The sequence below is a fragment of the Pseudomonas sp. KnCO4 genome, assembly GCF_045344305.1.
Classification (GTDB): domain Bacteria; phylum Pseudomonadota; class Gammaproteobacteria; order Pseudomonadales; family Pseudomonadaceae; genus Aquipseudomonas; species Aquipseudomonas anuradhapurensis.
Genome location: NZ_CP174199.1, coordinates 232,033 through 250,445, shown reverse-complemented (window position 1 = coordinate 250,445; position 18,413 = coordinate 232,033). Strand labels below are relative to the sequence as shown.

Sequence of the window (18,413 nt, the reverse complement as noted above, 5' to 3'; positions counted from 1 at the left end):
CCTGGAGAACACCATGACTACAACCATCATTACCAACGACACCCAAGCACTGGCCGTCGCCGAAGACATCGCCCAGCAACTGCGCCGCGACAGCGCCCAGCGCGACCGCGAACGCCGCCTGCCGCACGCCGAGCTGGAGCTGTTCACCCGCTCCGGCCTGTGGGCGATCAGCGTGCCCAAGGCCTTCGGCGGTGCCGGGGTATCCAATGTCACCCTGGCCAAGGTCATCGCCCGCATCGCCCAGGCCGACGGCTCGCTCGGGCAGATCCCGCAGAACCACTTCTACGCCCTGGAAGTGCTGCGGGTGAACGGCTCGCCCGAACAGCAGCAGCGCCTGTATGGCGAAGTACTGGCTGGTCGCCGCTTCGGCAACGCCCTGGCGGAACTGGGCACCAGGACTGCCAACGACCGCACCACCCGCCTGAGCCGCGATGGCGACGGTTTTCGCATCAATGGCCGCAAGTTCTACGCCACCGGGGCCATCTACGCCCAGCGCATTCCCACCTCGGTGGTTGACGAGCACGGCGTGCAGCACCTGGCGTTCGTCCCGGCCGACAGCAAGGGCCTGCAGGTGATCGACGACTGGAGCGGTTTCGGCCAGCGCACCACCGGCAGCGGCTCGGTGGTATTCGACAATGTCTATGTCAGCGCCGCCGACGTGGTGCCGTTCCAGAGCGCCTTCGAGCGCCCCACCCCGGTCGGCCCGCTGGCGCAGATTCTTCATGCCGCGATCGACACCGGCATCGCCCGCGCCGCCTATGAAGACGCCTTGCACTTCGTGCGCAGCCGTAGCCGCCCGTGGGTCGACTCCGGCCTGGACAAGGCCACCGACGACCCGTTGACGCTGAAGAGCTTCGGCCAGCTGGCGATCCGTCTGCATGCCGCCGAAGCCCTGCTGGAGCGTGCCGGCGAATACCTGGACCGCGCCCGTGACGACAGCACCGCCGACAAGGTTGCCGCTGCCTCCATTGCCGTGGCCGAAGCCCGCGCGATCAGCACCGAGATATCCCTGGCAGCCGGCACGACGCTGTTCGAGCTGAGCGGTAGCCAGGCCACCCTGGCCGAACACAACCTCGATCGCCACTGGCGCAACGCCCGCGTGCACACCCTGCATGACCCGGTGCGCTGGAAGTACCACGCCATCGGCAACTACTACCTCAACGATGCCAACCCGCCACGCCGGGGGACCATCTGATGGCCAAGCAGATCCTGCTCAATGCCTTCAACATGAACTGCATTGGGCACATCAACCACGGCCTGTGGACTCACCCGCGGGATACCTCGACCCAGTACAAGACCCTGGACTACTGGACCAACCTGGCGCGGCTGCTGGAACGCGGCCTGTTCGACGGGCTGTTCCTTGCCGATATCGTCGGCACCTACGATATCTATGGGCAGTCGCTGGACGTCACCCTCAAGGAGTCGATCCAGCTGCCGGTCAACGACCCGCTGCTGCTGGTCTCGGCCATGGCTGCCGTCACCCGCCACCTGGGCTTCGGCCTTACCGCCAACCTCACCTACGAGGCGCCGTACCTGTTCGCCCGGCGTCTTTCCACCCTGGACCACCTGAGCAATGGCCGGGTGGGCTGGAACATCGTCACCGGCTACCTCGACAGTGCCGCCCGGGCCATGGGCCTGGCGCAGCAACCTGAACATGACCGCCGCTACGACCAGGCCGACGAATACCTGCAGGTGCTGTACAAGCTGCTGGAGGGTAGCTGGGCCGACGATGCGGTGGTCGCCGACCGCCAGCAGCGCATCTACGCGCGGCCGGACAAGGTGCGCAAGGTCCGCCACCAAGGTGAGTTCTACCAGGTCGAGGGCTACCACCTGAGCGAACCGTCGCCGCAGCGCACCCCGGTGCTGTTCCAGGCCGGCAGCTCACCGCGTGGCCTGGCCTTCGCCGGCAACCATGCCGAATGCGTGTTCATCAGCGGCCAGGACAAGGCCGCCACCCGCGCCCAGGTCGACAAGGTGCGGGCCGCCGCCCAGGCCGCTGGGCGCGACGCGCAGGCGGTCAAGGTGTTCATGGGCATCACGGTGATCGTCGCGGCCACCGAGCAACAGGCCCAGGCCAGGCACGCCGAGTACCTGCAACATGCCAGTGCCGAGGCCGGGGTCGCGCATTTCGCGGCCTCCACCGGTATCGACTTTGCCGCCTTCGAGCTGGACGAACCGATCGCCTTCCGCCAGGGCAATGCCATCCAGTCCGCCACGCGCCAGTTGCAGGACAACGCCTGGACGCGTCGTCGCCTGTTGCAGCAACACGCCCTGGGTGGCCGCTACGTGACCCTGGTCGGCGCGCCGGAGCAAGTGGCCGAGCAGCTGATCGCCTGGATCGATGAAACCGGCCTGGACGGCTTCAACCTGACCCGCACCGTCACCCCGGAAAGCTTCGAGGCCTTCATCGAGCTGGTCATCCCGCAACTGCAGCAGCGTGGCCGCTACAAGACCGCCTACGCCGAAGGCACATTGCGCGAAAAGCTGTTCCAGGCCGACCACCCATACCTGCCCGCCGACCACCCTGGCTCGGCTTACCGCTTTGCCTCTGCCCCTACCCCGACTGGAGCCCTGCACCATGCTTGAAAAACTGTTCCGGCCCGTCGCGGCCGTTGCCCTTACCCTCGGCCTGGGCGCCAGCGCCCTGGCTGCCGAACCGCTGAAGATCGGTACCACCGCGGCCTTCGCCATCCCGCTGGAAGCGGCTGTGGAAGAAGCACACAAGCAAGGCCTGGAAGTGAAGCTGATCGAGTTCAGCGACTGGATCGCGCCGAATGTCAGCCTCAATAGCGGCGACATCGACGTGAACTACTTCCAGCACATCCCGTTCCTGGAGAACGCCAAGGCTGCTGCAGGTTTCAACCTGGTGCCCTACGCCCCCGGCATCATCAACAATGTCGGCCTGTATTCGAAAAAATACAAAAGCTTCGCCGACCTGCCCGAAGGCGCCAGCGTGGCCATCGCCAACGACCCGATCAACAGCGGCCGTGGCCTGCAGCTGCTGGCCAAGGCTGGCTTGATCAGCCTCAAGCCAGGGGTCGGCTACAAGGCCACCGAGGCCGACATTGTCGCCAACCCGAAAAAGCTCAAGATCCTCCAGGTCGAGGCGGTACAACTGGTACGTGCCTATGATGATGCCGACCTGGTGCAGGGCTACCCGGCCTACATCCGCCTGGCCAACAGCTTCGACGCTGGCTCGGCGCTGCTGTTCGACGGCCTGGAGAACAAGGAATACGTGATCCAGTTCGTCATTCGCCCGCAAAGCAAGGACGACCCGCGCCTGGCCAGGTTCGTCGATATCTACCAGCATTCGCCAGCAGTGCGCGCGGCGCTGGACAAGGCCCATGGCAAGCTCTACCAGGTCGGCTGGGAGGGCTGACATGAGCCAGGCCAGCGCGCTGCGGGCGCCCACCGCACAACCACTGCCAACGACGGCCAGGGAGCAGGCCCTGCGCCCGGAGGTCAACCAGGCCCATGTGCGCTTCATCGGCCTGGGCAAGACCTACCCGGGCCAGGCGCAACCGGCCCTGCAAGGCATCGACCTGAACGTCCGCCATGGCGAGATCTTTGGCATCATTGGCCGCAGCGGCGCCGGCAAGTCATCGCTGCTGCGTACCATCAACCGCCTGGAGCAGCCCAGCCAGGGCCGGGTGCTGATCGACCAGGTGGACATCGCCGCCTTTGACGAAGACCAGCTGGTAGCCCTGCGCCGGCGCATCGGCATGATCTTCCAGCATTTCAACCTGATGTCGGCCAAGACCGTGTGGCAGAACGTCGAGCTGCCACTGAAGGTGGCCGGCGTTGCCAAGGCCGAGCGCCAGCGCAAGGTGCGCGAATTGCTGGAGTTGGTTGGCCTGCAGGAAAAACACCAGGTGTACCCGGCGCAGCTGTCCGGCGGGCAGAAGCAGCGGGTCGGCATTGCCCGGGCACTGGTGCATGACCCCGAGATCCTGCTGTGCGACGAGGCCACCTCGGCGCTGGACCCGGAAACCACCACGTCGATCCTCGAGCTGCTGCGCGACATCAACCGGCGCCTGGGCCTGACCATCGTGCTGATCACGCACGAAATGGCGGTGATCCGCGATATCTGCCATCGGGTGGTTGTGCTCGAACGCGGTGCAGTGGTCGAGCAGGGCGAAGTGTGGCGGGTATTCGGCGCACCACGCCACGAGGTCACCCGGACCCTGCTCGCGCCTTTGCAGGCCAGGTTGCCCGCCGCGCTGCAGGCCAGCCTGCAGGCGACCCCGGCGGGCCCTGACAGTGCCGTGGTGCTGAAGCTGACCGTGCTCGGCGAGCCGGAGCTGTCGGCCCTGTTCAATGACCTGGGCGGTCGCGTGCGCCTGCTGCAGGGTGGCGTGGAGACCATTGGCGAGCATGCCCTGGGGCAGCTGATCCTGTCGGTGCAGCACTCGCCGCACGACCCCCATCATTTGCTGGAGCGCGCCCGCCGCTGGGCCGAGGACGTGGAGGTACTAGGCCATGTGGTTTGATCGCCTGCTCGAAGGCTTGCTCGATACGTTGCTGATGGTCGGCGTGTCGTCGCTGATTGCCCTGCTGGTGGGGGTGCCGATGGCGGTATTGCTGGTCACCAGTGACAAGGGCGGGATCTTCCAGGCCCCGGTACTGAACCGGGTGCTGGGCGCTTTCGTCAACCTGTTCCGCTCGATCCCGTTCCTGATCCTGATGGTCGCACTGATCCCTTTCACCCGCCTGGTGGTAGGCACCACCTACGGCGTGTGGGCGGCAGTGGTACCGCTGACCATTGCCGCCACGCCGTTCTTCGCGCGCATTGCCGAGGTCAGCCTGCGCGAGGTCGACCACGGCCTGGTGGAAGCGGCACAGGCCATGGGTTGCCGGCGCTGGCACATCGTCTGGCACGTGCTGCTGCCCGAGGCGCTGCCGGGGATCGTGGGGGGATTCACCATTACCCTGGTAACGCTGATCAACTCTTCGGCCATGGCCGGGGCGATTGGCGCCGGAGGCCTGGGAGACATCGCCTACCGCTATGGTTACCAGCGCTTCGACAGCCAGATCATGCTGACCGTGATTGCCATGCTGGTGGCGTTGGTGGCGTTGATCCAGCTGGGTGGCGACCGGTTGGCGAAAGGCTTGAACAAGCGTTGAGTTCTTCGCCGGCATGCCCGCTCCCACAGGTCCCCACATCTCTCAGGTCCTGTGCAGTCCCTGTGGGAGCGGGCGTGCCCGCGAAGAGGCCCTCAACCCCAGTGCAACTCCGCAGGTGGTACTGGCCGCCCGAACCAGTATCCCTGCCCCAACTGACACAGCTCCTGCAGCAGGAAGCTGGCCTGCTCGGCCTGCTCGATACCCTCGGCCTGCACCTGCATCCCCATGCTGCGGGCCAGGGCGATGATCACCCGGACGATCGCGATATCGTCCTCGTCCAGCGGCAACCCGGCGACAAAGCCCTGGTCGATCTTCAGCTTCTGCACCGGCAAGCGCTTCAGCCGCAGCAATGATGAATACCCGGTGCCGAAGTCGTCGATGGCCAAGGTCACGCCCAGCTCACGCAGGCGATGCAATTGCTCCAACGCCACTTCCGGGTCTTCCATCACCGCGCTCTCGGTGACCTCCAGCTCCAGCAAGGCCGGGGCCAGGCCGGTTTCGTGCAGCACTTCGGCCACTTGCTGATACAACTCATGCTGGCCAAACAAGCGGCTGGAGATGTTCACCGCGACGAATTCCAGCTGTTGGCCCTGAGCTTGCCATTGCACCATCTGCCGGCATGCCTGGCGCAGCACCCAGGCGTCGATCTCGGCAATCAGCCCGGTGCGCTCGGCAATCGGGATGAACTCGCCCGGCGGCACCAGGCCGCGCTGCGGGTGCTGCCAGCGCACCAGCGCTTCGACCCCGACCGGTCGACCAGTCGCCAGGTCGTGCACCGGCTGGTAGAACACCCGTAGCTCATCCTGCTCCAGCGCCCGGCGCAGCTCGCCGGCGGTTTCGACCCGATGCTGGGCATGAGCGGTCAGCTCCTCGGTATAAAGGGCATAGCAGGCCCGCCCGTTGCTCTTGGCCTTGTACAGGGCCGAGTCGGCATTGCGCAGCAACTGCTCGGCGCTCAAGGCGTCGCTGGGGAACAGGCTGATGCCCGCACTCACGCTGATGAACAGGCGGTGACCATCGAACTGGAACGGCTCGCGCATGCGCTCGATGATGCCCTGCGCCAGCTTGCCCGCCTGGCCGACCTGCTGGCAGTTCTCTGCCAGCACCCCGAACTCGTCGCCACCCAGGCGCGCTAGAGTCACGCCGCTGCCCACCACCTCGCCGAGGCGCTCGCCCACCAGCTTGAGCAGCTGGTCGCCAATGGTGTGGCCAAGGCCGTCGTTGATGCTCTGGAAGTGGTCGAGGTCCAGCAACAGCAGCGCGCAGCCGCGCTTGTTGGCCTGGGCTGCGGTCAGGGCCTGCCCGACCCGGTCGGTGAACAGCAGGCGGTTGGGCAGGCCGGTCAGCGGGTCATGGTGGGCCAGGTAGGCCAGTTCCTGCTCCGAATGCTTGATCGCGCTGATATCGCTGAACACCGCCACATAGTGGCTGAGTTCACCTTCGTCATCGTGAATGGCGCAAATGGTCTGCCATTGCGGGTAGATTTCGCCGCTCTTGCGTCGGTTCCAGATTTCCCCGCTCCATTCGCCCTTCTCCGCCAGGGTGGTAAAAATCTGCTGGTAGAACGCCAGGCCATGGCGGCCCGACTTGAACTTGTTCGGGCGCTGGCCAATGACCTCGTCCTGCTGGTAGCCGGTAATGCGCATGAAAGCCCGGTTGACGTGCACGATCAGGCCCTGGCGGTCGGTCACCAGCACGCCTTCGAGGGTACTGTCGAACACGGCAGCGGCCATGCGCAGCCGCTCACGGTCTTCGCAGCGCAAGCGCGCGCCACGGCCGATGAAATTGAGCAGGCGCACCCGCGACACGTAAATCAGCAAGGCACTGAACAGTACCCAGACCACTACATTGATCTGCCGCCCCACGGTGTGTGCCAGGGGATCATCGGTCATGTTCTGCAGCACCACCTCGGCCAGTATCAGCCACAGGACGGATAGCACCACATACAGCGCAGCCATGCGCAAGGCGTCGCGAACGGAAACAGACATGTCGGGTGCGATAGCCCATCAGAAAGGAAGGGGCATTATAAAGGCTGAAACATGTCGTGACTTCCTATCTGAACGGTTGACTGGTTTTATTTCCCCACAAAGGGATAATCACCCCTTCCCCCTGCATTTCGAGGGTATCTGCACCTATGTGGTACAACGGCCTGCTCGACTTGTCGGCCTGGCAACTGGTCGGCATCACCTTGTTGATGACCCATGTGACCATTGTCAGCGTCACGGTCTACCTGCACCGCTACTCCGCGCACCGGGCGCTGGAGCTCAATGGCGCGCTCAAGCACTTCTTCCGTTTCTGGCTGTGGTTGACCACCGCCCAGAACACCCGCGAATGGACCGCCGTGCACCGCAAGCACCACGCCAAGTGTGAAACCCCCGAAGACCCGCACAGCCCGGTATACAAGGGCCTGGGCACGGTGCTGCGCAAAGGCGCCGAGCTGTACCGGGAAGAAGCACGCAACCCCGACACCCTGCGCATCTATGGCAAGAACTGCCCGGACGACTGGATCGAGCGCAACCTCTACTCGCGCTACAAGCTGGGCGGCATCGCGCTGATGGCGGTGATCGACCTGCTGCTGTTCGGCACCATCGGCATCACCATCTGGGCAGTGCAGATGATGTGGATCCCGTTCTGGGCCGCGGGTGTGGTCAACGGCCTGGGCCATGCCCTTGGCTACCGCAACTTCGAATGCCGCGACGCCGCCACCAACCTGGTGCCGTGGGGCATCGTCATCGGGGGCGAGGAGCTGCACAACAACCACCACACCTACCCCAACTCGGCCAAGCTGTCGGTCAAGCGCTGGGAGTTCGACATGGGCTGGGCGTGGATCCGTCTGTTCTGCCTGCTGCGCCTGGCCAAGGTACAACGCGTGGCGCCCATCGCCCACCGGGTGGCCGGCAAGGCCAGCCTGGACATGGATACCGCCATGGCGATCCTCAACAACCGCTTCCAGATCATGGCCCAGTACCGCAAGCTGGTGATCGGCCCGCTGGTCAAGCAGGAGCTGGCCCGCGTCGATGCCTCGGTGCGCCACCACTTCCGCCGGGCCAAACGCCTGCTGTCGCGTGAAACCAGCCTGCTGCAGGACCGCCACCATGTGCGCATCGAATCGATGCTGGCACACAGCCAGGCGCTGAAGACCATCTACGAAAAGCGCCTGGCCCTGCAGCAGATCTGGGCGCGCACCAGCGCCAACGGCCACGACATGCTGGCCGCCATGAAGGACTGGGTACACGAGGCCGAAAGCAGCGGCATCCACGCCCTGCGCGACTTCGCGGAACAACTCAAGACTTATTCCCTGCGCCCCACCAGCGCCTGACCACCGTTGATCGGCACGCCCTTCTGGCAGGGCGTGCCGCCCGGAACTTCGCCCCATCGCTCCTACTCGAATCTGGCACATCGCCCCGCGTGGCGGGCCGGATGCTGGCCGCACGCTTTCACGTCGAGACCTGCTTCGTGCACATGGCCAAGAACATTCCAACGACATTGCCCGGCACACCACCTCCCGAGGCCGCCCAGACCTTGCTTGCCCTGCTTCACGCGCAAGGCGAAGTTGCCCGCCTGAGCGAGCGCGAGCAGCTGTTCAGCTCCCTGCTCGACAGCGTCAACGCCGTGCTCTGGGCCTTCGACTGGGAAACCCGTCAGGTGCTGTACGTCAGCCCTGCCTACGAGCGCATCTTCGGCCGCCCCGTCAGCCTGGTGCTGGCCGACTACAACGAGTGGCGCGACAGCATCTACCCCGACGACCTGGAGTTCGCCGAGCGCAGCCTGGCGCAGGTGTTGCTCAAGGGCTCGGTGGAAGACCGCGAGTACCGCATTCTCAACGCCGACGGCCAGGTCCGCTGGCTCAGTGACAAGTGCTACATCAACCAGCAACGCGATAGCGACCGGGTGATCATCGTCGGCATCGCCGAGGACATTACCGAAAAGAAACAGCTCGAAGGCGAACTGCAGCGGCTGGCCACCACCGACGTACTGACCCAGAGCAGCAACCGCCGGCATTTCTTCGAATGCGCCCAGCAGGCCTTCGATAGCGCCCGCGAAGACGGCACGCCACTGGCCTTCCTGTTGCTGGACATCGACGACTTCAAACGCATCAACGACAGCTACGGCCACCAGGAAGGCGACCAGGTGCTGCAGCGCATCGCCGACAGCGGCAAGGCCGTGCTACGCCGTGGTGACCTGTTCGGGCGCATTGGTGGTGAGGAATTCGCGGCGGTGTTCCCCGGCTGCAATGCCCAGGTAGCCGAGCAGATTGCCGAACGCTTGCAGCGGCACATCCAGCGCCTGAGTTTCAGCCATGGCGAGCAGAGCTATGGAGTGACGGTGAGCCAGGGGGTGACCGCGTTGACCGACGACGATATGACGCTGGACAGCCTGTATGCGCGAGCCGACGCGGCCATGTACCGGGCCAAGCGCCAGGGCAAGAACCAGATCGTCTGCGGCTGAGGCCTGGGGCTGCTTCGCACCCCGATCGCGCCCCAAGCCCCTACAGGCGCCGCCCCCGGTGTAGGAGCGGCCTTGCGTCGCGATGGGCCGCAAAGCGGCCCCGAACCTCAGCCGGAAACCTCAGCCTCAGCCACTGGCGGTTCTTCTTCCGGCTTTACCTCCGGGCTCTGCACCTTGCGCAGCCGGCTCAGCTCCGGCAGGCCAATCTTCAGCAAGCGCGCCGTCTTGCTGCTGGCCACCCGCTCCAGCCCCAGCTCCAGGCCGGCCGGTAGCCGCGACAACTGCCCAGCCAGGTTCATGGCCAGTATCTCTCGGGAATACACCCCGCCACCCAGCTGGTAGATGGCCGCAATCAGCTCGCGCAATGCCAACGGCAGCCGCCAGCGGGTGCGTAGCGCCGAGCCGAACGCAGCACCGAACTCGTCGAGCGACCGCTGCACCTGGCCCTCATCCAGCTCGCCGCCGGCCAGCCGCCACTCCTGCAGGCAACGCAGCACTGCCAGGTCGCCAAGGCAATGCAGCAAACCGGCGCAGTAGCAACGCCCTTCGTCCAGTTCGAGCATGCGTGCCAGGGTACGGCCATACTCGGCAGCATGCAGCGAAAGGCCCCAGTAACGAGCTGCATGCTTGCTCAGCAACGGGTCGCTGAGGCGGGCACTGCGTTTCAGCGTCATGCCCAGGACCAGGTTCATGCTCTGCGTGCTGCCAAGCTTGTTCAAGGCCTGCAGCAACGTCTGCACCGGTGCTTCCCGGTGCAGCGCAGCGCTGTTGGCCGCAGCGATCAGCACGGCGGTGATCTGCGGGTCGTCGTGCAGCTCCTCTTCGAGCACCTTCAGGTTCAGGCCCTGCGGGTTGAGCGCGCGCTTGAGCGCCGCCTGCACATCGGCCATCAGCGGCCCGCCATCGGCGCTGGCGCGGCGTTGCTCAAGGTAGGCCGGCAGGCTGGCACCCGCCTGCAAGGCTGGCGATGGGCAAGTGATCTCTTCGTCAACGCAGAGCAGCAGCTCTTCCAGGCGTTTGCGCAAGTTGTCCAGGTTCAGCGGTTTGCTCAGGTAGGCGGTGGGATGCAGGGGCAGTACCTCATGCACACTGGCACTGTCACTGCGGTTGCTCATGAGGATGAACGGCAACCCCGGCCCTCTGGCGCGGACCTTGCGCAACAGGTCGAGGCCATCGACACCGGCCAGTTCACGCGCGGCGATGATCAGGTCGGGCTGGCTGGACAGCGCGCTCAGCGCCTGCTCGCCATCGGCGCACACCTGCAGGCGGGCATCGCAGCGCACGCTGAGCAACATTTCGCTGAGCATGTCACGGACCCAAGGGTCACCTTCGACGATCAGTACACTGGGTGGGGAGGGGTGCGCAGCGTTCATCGCCAAAACTCCTGAAAATCCCTGACACACAATCCGTCGCAGCTTGCCAAGCGAGTCCTGCCACAACGATAGCGCCGGCAGCGGCATATGGGCATAAAAAAACCCGCCGAAGCGGGTTTTTTCTGCAGCAGGTCACATCAGGCGATTTCAGCGAAGCACTCTTCGATGATCGCCAGGCCCTTGTCCAGCAGCGCGTCTTCGGCGGTCAGCGGAACCAGAATCCGCAGGACGTTGCCGTAGGTGCCGCAGGACAGCAGGATCAGGCCCTTCTCGCGCGCCTTGGCCACAACCTGGCCAACAGCAGCAGCGTTCGGGGTGTGAGTGCCTTTTTCGAAGACTTCCACAGCGATCATCGAGCCCAGACCACGCACGTCGCCGATGATCGGGTACTTCTTCTGGATTTCGCGCAGGCCAGTGGTCAGGCGCTCACCAACAGCCTTGCTGCGGTCCAGCAGTTTCTCTTCTTCGAACACTTCGATGACGGCCAGGGCCGCAGCACAAGCGATCGGCGAACCGGCGTAGGTACCACCCAGGCCGCCCGGGGCGATGGCGTCCATGTACTCGGCCTTGCCGCACACACCGGCCAGCGGGAAGCCGCCAGCGATGGATTTGGCAAAGGTGGTCAGGTCAGGCGCAACACCCATCTGCTCCATGGCGAAGAAGGTGCCAGTACGGCCAGCACCGGTCTGTACTTCGTCGGCGATCAGCAGGATGCCGTGCTGGTCGCACAGGGCGCGCAGGCGCTGCATCAGCTCTTTTGGCGCTGGCAGGAAACCGCCTTCGCCTTGAACCGGCTCGAGGATGATCGCGGCGATGTCGCGCGGCTCGGCGTCGTTCTTGAAGATGCGCTCGACCGAGGCGATGGCGTCGTCAACGCTGATACCGTGCAGTTCGCTCGGGAACAGGGCGCGGAAGATGCCGCCTGGCATCAGGCCCATGCCAGCGGAGTACGGCACGACCTTGCCGGTCAGGCCCAGGGTCATCATGGTACGGCCGTGGTAGCCGCCGGTGAAGGCGATGACGCCAGCACGGCCGGTGGCGGCACGGGCGATCTTGACGGCGTTTTCAACGGCTTCGGAGCCAGTGGTGACCAGCAGGGTCTTCTTGGCGAAATCGCCCGGGACCAGCTTGTTGATCTTCTCGCACAGCTCTACATAAGGTTCGTAGGCCAGGACCTGGAAGCAGGTGTGGCTGACCTTGGTCAGCTGCTCTTGCACGGCCGCAACCACTTTCGGGTGCAGGTGGCCGGTGTTCAGTACTGCGATGCCGCCAGCGAAGTCGATCAGTTCGCGGCCTTCAACGTCGATTACGGTAGCGTTCTTCGCGGTATCGACGAAGATCGGGTGGATCTGGCCAACACCACGTGGGACGGCGGCGACACGACGTTGCATCAAGGATTCGTTGGTCTTGCTCATAATGCCCTCATTTGCGCCGTTCTGAATGGCGCTTTTATTCGGGGGTGGCTGGATGTGCTCGCGAACAGTATTCGTTGATCGACTGCCGTGAACACCCGGGCCACCAGGTACTGCGATGTCAAAAAGGCCAGCGAGACGTCGCTCTCGCGCCCCGCTGGCAGAGGTAAAACCGTTACCTTGCGATCAGATGCTGATGCACAGGTATTTGATTTCGAGGTAGTCCTCGATACCGTATTTGGAACCTTCGCGGCCCAGGCCGGAGGCCTTGATGCCACCGAACGGTGCCACTTCGTTGGAGATCAGGCCGGTGTTGATACCCACCATGCCGTATTCCAGCGCTTCGGCAACACGGAACACACGGCTCATGTCGCGCGCATAGAAGTACGAGGCCAGGCCGAACTCGGTGTCGTTGGACATGGCGATGACTTCTGCCTCGTCCTTGAAGCGGAACAGCGGCGCCAGCGGGCCGAAGGTTTCTTCCTTGGCGACGGCAGCGGTCTTCGGCACGTCGACCAGGATGGTCGGCTCGAAGAAGTTGCCTTCGATGATCTTGCCACCGGCCAGCACCTTGGCGCCTTTGCCAACGGCGTCTTCGATGTGTTCCTGGACCTTGGCCACAGCCTTGCCGTCGATCAGCGGGCCAGTGGTGGTGCCTTCTTCCAGGCCGTTACCGATCTTCAGCTTGGCAACAGCGGCGGCCAGCTTCTGGGCGAACGCGTCGTAGACGCCGTCCTGCACGTAGATACGGTTGGCGCAAACGCAGGTCTGGCCGTTGTTGCGGTACTTGGAGATGATCGCGCCCTCGACCGCCTTGTCCAGGTCGGCGTCGTCAAACACGATGAACGGGGCGTTGCCACCCAGCTCCAGGGAAACCTTCTTGATGTCCTTGGCGCATTCTTCCATCAGCTGGCGACCGATTTCGGTCGAACCGGTGAAGGACAGCTTGCGTACCAGGGAGTTGCTGGTCAGCTCGCCACCCACTTCGCCGGCGCTGCCGGTAACCACGCTCAGCACGCCAGCCGGGATGCCGGCACGGTGGGCCAGTTCGACCAGGGCCAGGGCGGAGTAAGGGGTCTGCGAGGCAGGCTTGAGCACCATGGTGCAGCCAGCGGCCAGGGCCGGGCCGGCTTTACGGGTGATCATGGCGGCCGGGAAGTTCCACGGGGTGATGGCCGCGGTAACACCGATTGGCTGCTTGATGACGATCAGGCGCTTGTCTGGCTGGTGGCCAGGGATGGTGTCGCCGTAGACGCGCTTGGCTTCTTCGGCGAACCACTCGATGAACGAGGCAGCGTAGGCGATCTCGCCCTTGGCTTCGGCCAGCGGCTTGCCTTGTTCGGTGGTCATCAGGCGGGCCAGGTCGTCCTGGTTCTCGATCATCAGTTCGAACCAGCGACGCAGCTTGGCCGAGCGCTCTTTGGCGGTCAGGGCACGCCAGGCCGGCAGCGCCTTGTCGGCGGCTTCGATGGCGCGGCGGGTTTCCGCAGTGCCCATCTTCGGCACGGTACCGATGACTTCACCGGTGGCCGGGTTGGTCACCTTGATGGTCTGGCCGTTGTCCGCATCCAGCCACTCACCGTTGATGTAGGCTTGCTGGCGGAACAACTGAGCGTCTTTGAGCTGCATGTCGGCTTCCCGAATTGTTGATTGTTGAAAAGCGCCCAAGGCAGGGCATCGAGCGTTTGAAATCTCAAACGAATGCTAAGCGGCTGCTGGGGTGTTGGACAATAGGCTGTTCGAAAAAAAGAACGAATGGTTGAACAGCCTGGCGGAAATTTCATGATTCTGTGCTGTGGCAGCCGGCCTCTTCGCGGGCACGCCCGCTCCTACAGGTACCCCACCAGTTTTGAATTCGGTGCAGTACCTGTGGGAGCGGGCGTGCCGCGAATGGCCAGTACAGGTTAGACGAACGAGCTGAAGGAATTGTGATGGGAGGACCGACGGCCCTCCCGAATGGGATGAATCAGAACGCCTTGGCCAGGTCGATCACCAAGGCCCGGTAACCCACGCTGCCCGGCTGCCGGCTGTGCACTTTCAGCTCCACCAGCACCTCCTGTGTGCCGCGCCGTACCTCGTTCAACACGGTAGTGGTGAGCTTTTCCGGCGTGAGGAAATTCACCGAAGCCGAGTAGATGAACTGGGTGTCGGTGTCCGGCCGGTAAGCCACCACCGAGGTCACCGGGCTGTACCACTCGTCACCGCGTTCCTTGCCGTACTCCCATACCTGCTCGACGGTGCCCTTGGCCTCGTCGATGCGGTACTCCACCGCCCGGCTGTAATTGCCGGTCAGCCGGGTCGGCGCAAAATCCCGGCCCCAACCATTGTCGAACACGGTCAGCGTGCCTTTGCCAGTCAGCCAGGCGGTGTGCTGGGTCCACGACCAGTCGAAGCCTTCGGCCGCGACCGGGGTGAGTACTTTTTCGCGCAGGCGCTCAGGCCACCCCTGGGGCGAGGCGAGGATCCACTTCACCTGCTTGTCGCGGCCAATTTTCACCACGCCCTGATGACGCGCTGAAACGATGATGCTGTCGTCATCGGCGTCGTAGTCGATGGCATTGACATGCGCCCAGTTACGCCCGGTCCCCACCCCGGGGGTGTCGCCAAATGGCAAATCGCCTTCGGCCAGTTCGTTGGCCAGCCGCTCGTCCTGCTTGTGCACGCCTTGCGGCAGCTGGATCGCGGCCTTGCCCAGGGTTTCCAGCAGGTCGCCACGGTACGGGTCGAGAATCTGGTTGAGGTCCCAGAAGTCCAGCACATCACCGGCCTCGTTGACTTCGATGATGTGGTCGCGGATCGAACGCACGCGCTTGCCGTCAGGCCGACGGTAGTCGCTGGTGCCCACCCGCAGCAGGTAGGTGCCGTTGGCTGTCTCGCGGATTTCGTGCGAGAAGTCGGCGAACTTGTCGGGCAGGCTGCGCTGCCAGATGCGCCGGCCCAGCAGGTCGTACTTGGAATAGGTCTGGCCCTGGCCCCAGATCAACTTGCCGTCGCGGGTCTGCTGGAAGCCCATGGTGCCGCCCAGGCCATCGCGGCGGTTGGAGTCGTGGATCTGCTCGATGTCCAGGTACCAGCGCACGTCACCGTTACTGTCGGCGATCCAGTTGTTGCCCACCTGGTCCCATTCCGCCGCGCCGCCCAGGGCATTCCACTTGAAGGCGCGTCCACCCGGGATGTCTCCGAGCAAGTGGTTAAATAGATACAGGCGCTTTTCGAACCCTGGCGCCACCTTGATCGGCTGCACCTCCGGCAGTGCGGCGGTCTGTTTCGCCACTACCGGCAGGCGCACTGCCGGGGCGTAGATCTGGTACTGCTCGCGAATACGCTCGCCATCGAGCTTGTAGGTCACTTCCACCTGGTTGACGTGATCCGGGTACAGGCCGAATACCGGGATGCCGCCATAGGTCCATAACGATCGGTCGGACACCTCATAGGCGATGTCCACCCCCCGTTCACCGCGCCCCAGCACGCGCACATGGGCAGCACTCAGGCTGCGCCCACCGTCGCGAATGATCGCGGTCAGCGGCGCCAGGCGGTACGGGTTGACCACCACGTCGCCGAGCAGCGCCTGGTCAGGTTCGGGGACCTTGGCAGTCAGGCAGGCGCCTTCAGGCAATGCAGGGGTTTCGGTCTTGGCATTCATGGCAAAGCTCCTTGTGCTCAGAAGTCATAACGGGCGGTGGCGCCGAACGTGCGCGGGGTACCGAGTACGCCGGCGTAGCCACCGTTGGCGGAGTTCCACAGGCTGGTGAAGTAGGTCTTGTCACCGGCGTTTTTCACCCACAGCGACAGGTCGACCACGCCATCGCCCTGGTCCAGGCGCACACCAGCGGAAAGGTTGACCAGCGCATAGCTGGGGATCTGGCCGAAATCGGAATCATCGATGGTGCCGACCGCCTTCGAGCGGAAGGCGTAGCTGGCGGTGACGTAAGGCTCGACATGGTCGCTGGCCCGCCACTTGTACTGGGTGTTGAGGTTGGCGATGTACTTGGAGGCGCCCACCACCTGGTGGCCCGACAGGTCGCAGGTGGCGGTGGCATTGGCCAGGCTGACCTCGGGTGGGCATGGGGCATCCTCATACTCGGTGTAGCGCACGTCGTTCCACGAGCCGTTGAAGTTGACCGTGAGGCCACGGACCGGCAACGCCGTGGCTTCGAACTCCAGGCCTCGCGAGCGCACGCTGCCGGCGTTGGCCAGGTACTGCACGCGGTTGATCTGGTCGTAGACGTTGGCCTGGTAGCCATGCACTTCGGCCCAGAACAGGTTGGCGTTGAGTTGCAGGCGGTCGTCGAACAGCGTGCTTTTCAAGCCGACTTCGGCGTTGTTGACCCGCTCGGTGCCAACCAGCAGCGAGTCGGTGCCCAGCCGTGGCGCAGCGCCAACGGTCAGGTTGATGCCGCCGGATTTCTCGCCATGGGTCAGGGTCGCGTAGCCCAGCAATTGCTCGTTGAAGCGGTAGCTCAGGCCAAGCAGGCCAGAGGGGCTGAAGCTGTACTGGTTGAGGTCACCCGAGTCATAGGCCCCGACCCTGCCCTGGCGCGCAGCGGCAGCGGCACCGGTCACGGCTGCGCCGCCGGTCGGTGCGTCACGGGTCACCCAGGCGCTCTTTTCCTCATAGGTACCGCGCACGCCGGCCGTGAAGTCCAGGCGCTCGGTGATGTGCCAGGTGCCTTGGGCGAACAAGGCGTAGCTGTCGGTATCGATGTGGCCGTTGCCGATGGTGTCGACGTTGGCCAGGGCGCCGGCCGGGGTGAGGTTCCAGATATCCGCCTGCGGGCCGTAATAGGTGAAGGACTTGTTGTCCAGGTCCTGCTTGAAGTAGTAGGCGCCCAGTACGTAGTCGAAGGCACCACCGGTGGGCGAAGCCAGGCGGATTTCCTGGGAATACTGTTTGTCCCGCACCGACACCCCGGCACTGTAGAACACCGGCACATTGAGGCCGTCGTCGTTGCGCGGCGTGAAGTCCCACCAACGGTAGGCAGTGATCGAGGTCAGGGTGAAGTCGTTGGGCAGGGTCCAGTTGGCCTCGACCGAGGTACCGCCCTGGAACACCGTTACCTGCTGGTCGGCGTCGAAATTGACCTTGCGATCCTTGCCCGACACCAGTGTCGCGCCCGCCTGCGCGGCCAGGCTTTCGTAGCGGTTGACGCCATTGATGGTCGGCCCGGTGCTGTACAGGCTGAGGATGCCGTTGTCCGAGTCTTCTTCGTTGTATTCGCCAATCCAGCGCAGGTTGAAAGTGTCGCTGGGCTGGAACAGCAACTGGGTGCGAAAACCCTGGCGCTTGCCGCCGTTGAGGTCTTCACCGTCGTGGATGTTCTTCACATAGCCGTCGTCTTCAGTCCGGTAGGCGCTGATGCGCCCGGCCAGGGTGTCACTGATCGGCCCCGAGAAGCTGCCCTGGGTCTGCAGGTAGCCGTCTTCGCCAATCGATTGCTGGATGCTGCCCTCGCGATGGAAGGTGGGCTTGCGTGTGCTGATGTTGAGCACGCCGGCCGTGGTGTTCTTGCCGAACAGCGTGCCTTGCGGGCCACGCAACACCTCCAGTTGCTCGACATCGAGCAGGTCGAACACGGCCATGCCCGGGCGGCCGAGGTAGACGTTGTCGAGGTAGATGCCGACGCTGCCCTCCAGGCCGTCGCTGGCCGGGTTGTTGCCCAGGCCGCGGATCGAGATGCTCGACTGGCGCGCATGCACATAGGCGACGTTGGTACTGGGCACCAGCTGTTGCAGATCTTGCACGCGGTAGATGCGCTGGGTTTCCAGGGTTTCGCTGTCGAGCACACTGATCGGCGCGGGTACGCTTTGCGCGGTTTCTTCGCGACGGCGGGCATTGACCGTAACAGTGCCGAGCTTGGCTTCCTGCTCTAGCGCGGGGGTGGCAGTGACTGGCTCTTCGGCGAAGCTGCCGCTGGACGCTGCCAGCAGCACGCCGGCGGCCAGGGGTTGCAAAGTGAAACGCGAGGCGCGCACCGGCCAGCGGGAAAATCCGGACATGCAAATGCTCCTTGAGGCTGAGGCCCTGGCGAGCATTTCCGTTGGCGGAACCGAATCG

13 protein-coding genes are annotated in these 18,413 nt (G+C 64.3%); 7 read left to right on the top strand and 6 right to left on the bottom strand.

Annotation, left to right across the window (positions count from 1 at the left end; translation table 11 throughout):
* Window positions 1-13 precede the first annotated feature (13 nt).
* The 5 genes from ACJA3S_RS01085 to ACJA3S_RS01065 are packed head-to-tail and all read left to right on the top strand — an operon-like array spanning window position 14 to window position 5,124.
* Entirely contained in the window at window positions 14-1,195 is a 1,182-nt protein-coding gene (locus ACJA3S_RS01085; protein ID WP_406820596.1) for an SfnB family sulfur acquisition oxidoreductase, read from the top strand.
* The gene (locus ACJA3S_RS01080) at window positions 1,195-2,586 is read left to right on the top strand and encodes an LLM class flavin-dependent oxidoreductase (protein WP_406820595.1); all 1,392 of its coding nucleotides are present in this window, start codon (window positions 1,195-1,197) and stop codon (window positions 2,584-2,586) included. The genes ACJA3S_RS01085 and ACJA3S_RS01080 overlap by 1 nt, the downstream gene beginning before the upstream one ends.
* A complete protein-coding gene (locus ACJA3S_RS01075) occupies window positions 2,579-3,379 on the top strand; it encodes a MetQ/NlpA family ABC transporter substrate-binding protein (protein WP_406820594.1) in 801 nt (266 codons plus the stop codon). Before ACJA3S_RS01080 ends, ACJA3S_RS01075 begins: the two co-directional genes overlap by 8 nt.
* 1 nt (window position 3,380) lies before the next feature.
* Window positions 3,381-4,490: a methionine ABC transporter ATP-binding protein gene (locus tag ACJA3S_RS01070; RefSeq protein ID WP_406820593.1), complete on the top strand. Its 1,110-nt coding sequence runs from the start codon at window positions 3,381-3,383 to the stop codon at window positions 4,488-4,490.
* Window positions 4,480-5,124: a methionine ABC transporter permease gene (locus tag ACJA3S_RS01065; protein WP_289131637.1), complete on the top strand. Its 645-nt coding sequence runs from the start codon at window positions 4,480-4,482 to the stop codon at window positions 5,122-5,124. The genes ACJA3S_RS01070 and ACJA3S_RS01065 overlap by 11 nt, the downstream gene beginning before the upstream one ends.
* A gap of 92 nt (window positions 5,125-5,216) precedes the next feature.
* Here the strand turns inward: ACJA3S_RS01065 and dibA are convergent, their stop codons facing one another.
* Window positions 5,217-7,112 carry a phosphodiesterase DibA gene (gene dibA, locus ACJA3S_RS01060; RefSeq protein WP_406820592.1) on the bottom strand — a complete coding sequence of 632 codons (1,896 nt, stop codon included), beginning with the start codon at window positions 7,110-7,112 and terminating at the stop codon, window positions 5,217-5,219.
* Between the two features lie 146 nt (window positions 7,113-7,258).
* Between dibA and desA the strand changes: the two genes are divergently transcribed.
* Entirely contained in the window at window positions 7,259-8,443 is a 1,185-nt protein-coding gene (gene desA, locus ACJA3S_RS01055; RefSeq protein WP_406820591.1) for a delta-9 fatty acid desaturase DesA, read from the top strand.
* Window positions 8,444-8,544: 101 nt separating this feature from the next.
* Complete coding sequence (locus ACJA3S_RS01050; protein ID WP_170027790.1) at window positions 8,545-9,573, top strand: sensor domain-containing diguanylate cyclase; 1,029 nt, start codon at window positions 8,545-8,547, stop codon at window positions 9,571-9,573.
* 107 nt (window positions 9,574-9,680) lie between these two features.
* Here the strand turns inward: ACJA3S_RS01050 and ACJA3S_RS01045 are convergent, their stop codons facing one another.
* From ACJA3S_RS01045 to ACJA3S_RS01025, 5 genes are all read right to left on the bottom strand, one after another.
* Window positions 9,681-10,946, bottom strand: coding sequence for an HDOD domain-containing protein (locus ACJA3S_RS01045; RefSeq protein ID WP_406820590.1), 1,266 nt, complete (start codon window positions 10,944-10,946; stop codon window positions 9,681-9,683).
* 137 nt (window positions 10,947-11,083) lie between these two features.
* On the bottom strand, window positions 11,084-12,361 hold the full coding sequence (gabT, locus tag ACJA3S_RS01040; RefSeq protein ID WP_406820589.1) for a 4-aminobutyrate--2-oxoglutarate transaminase: 1,278 nt from the start codon (window positions 12,359-12,361) through the stop codon (window positions 11,084-11,086).
* A gap of 183 nt (window positions 12,362-12,544) precedes the next feature.
* Window positions 12,545-13,987 carry an NADP-dependent succinate-semialdehyde dehydrogenase gene (gene gabD / locus ACJA3S_RS01035; RefSeq protein ID WP_170027787.1) on the bottom strand — a complete coding sequence of 481 codons (1,443 nt, stop codon included), beginning with the start codon at window positions 13,985-13,987 and terminating at the stop codon, window positions 12,545-12,547.
* A gap of 337 nt (window positions 13,988-14,324) precedes the next feature.
* Window positions 14,325-16,001, bottom strand: a complete 1,677-nt coding sequence (locus ACJA3S_RS01030) for an aryl-sulfate sulfotransferase (RefSeq protein WP_170027786.1) — start codon at window positions 15,999-16,001, stop codon at window positions 14,325-14,327.
* Window positions 16,002-16,018: 17 nt separating this feature from the next.
* A complete protein-coding gene (locus ACJA3S_RS01025) occupies window positions 16,019-18,355 on the bottom strand; it encodes a TonB-dependent receptor (protein WP_406820588.1) in 2,337 nt (778 codons plus the stop codon).
* Window positions 18,356-18,413 lie beyond the last annotated feature (58 nt).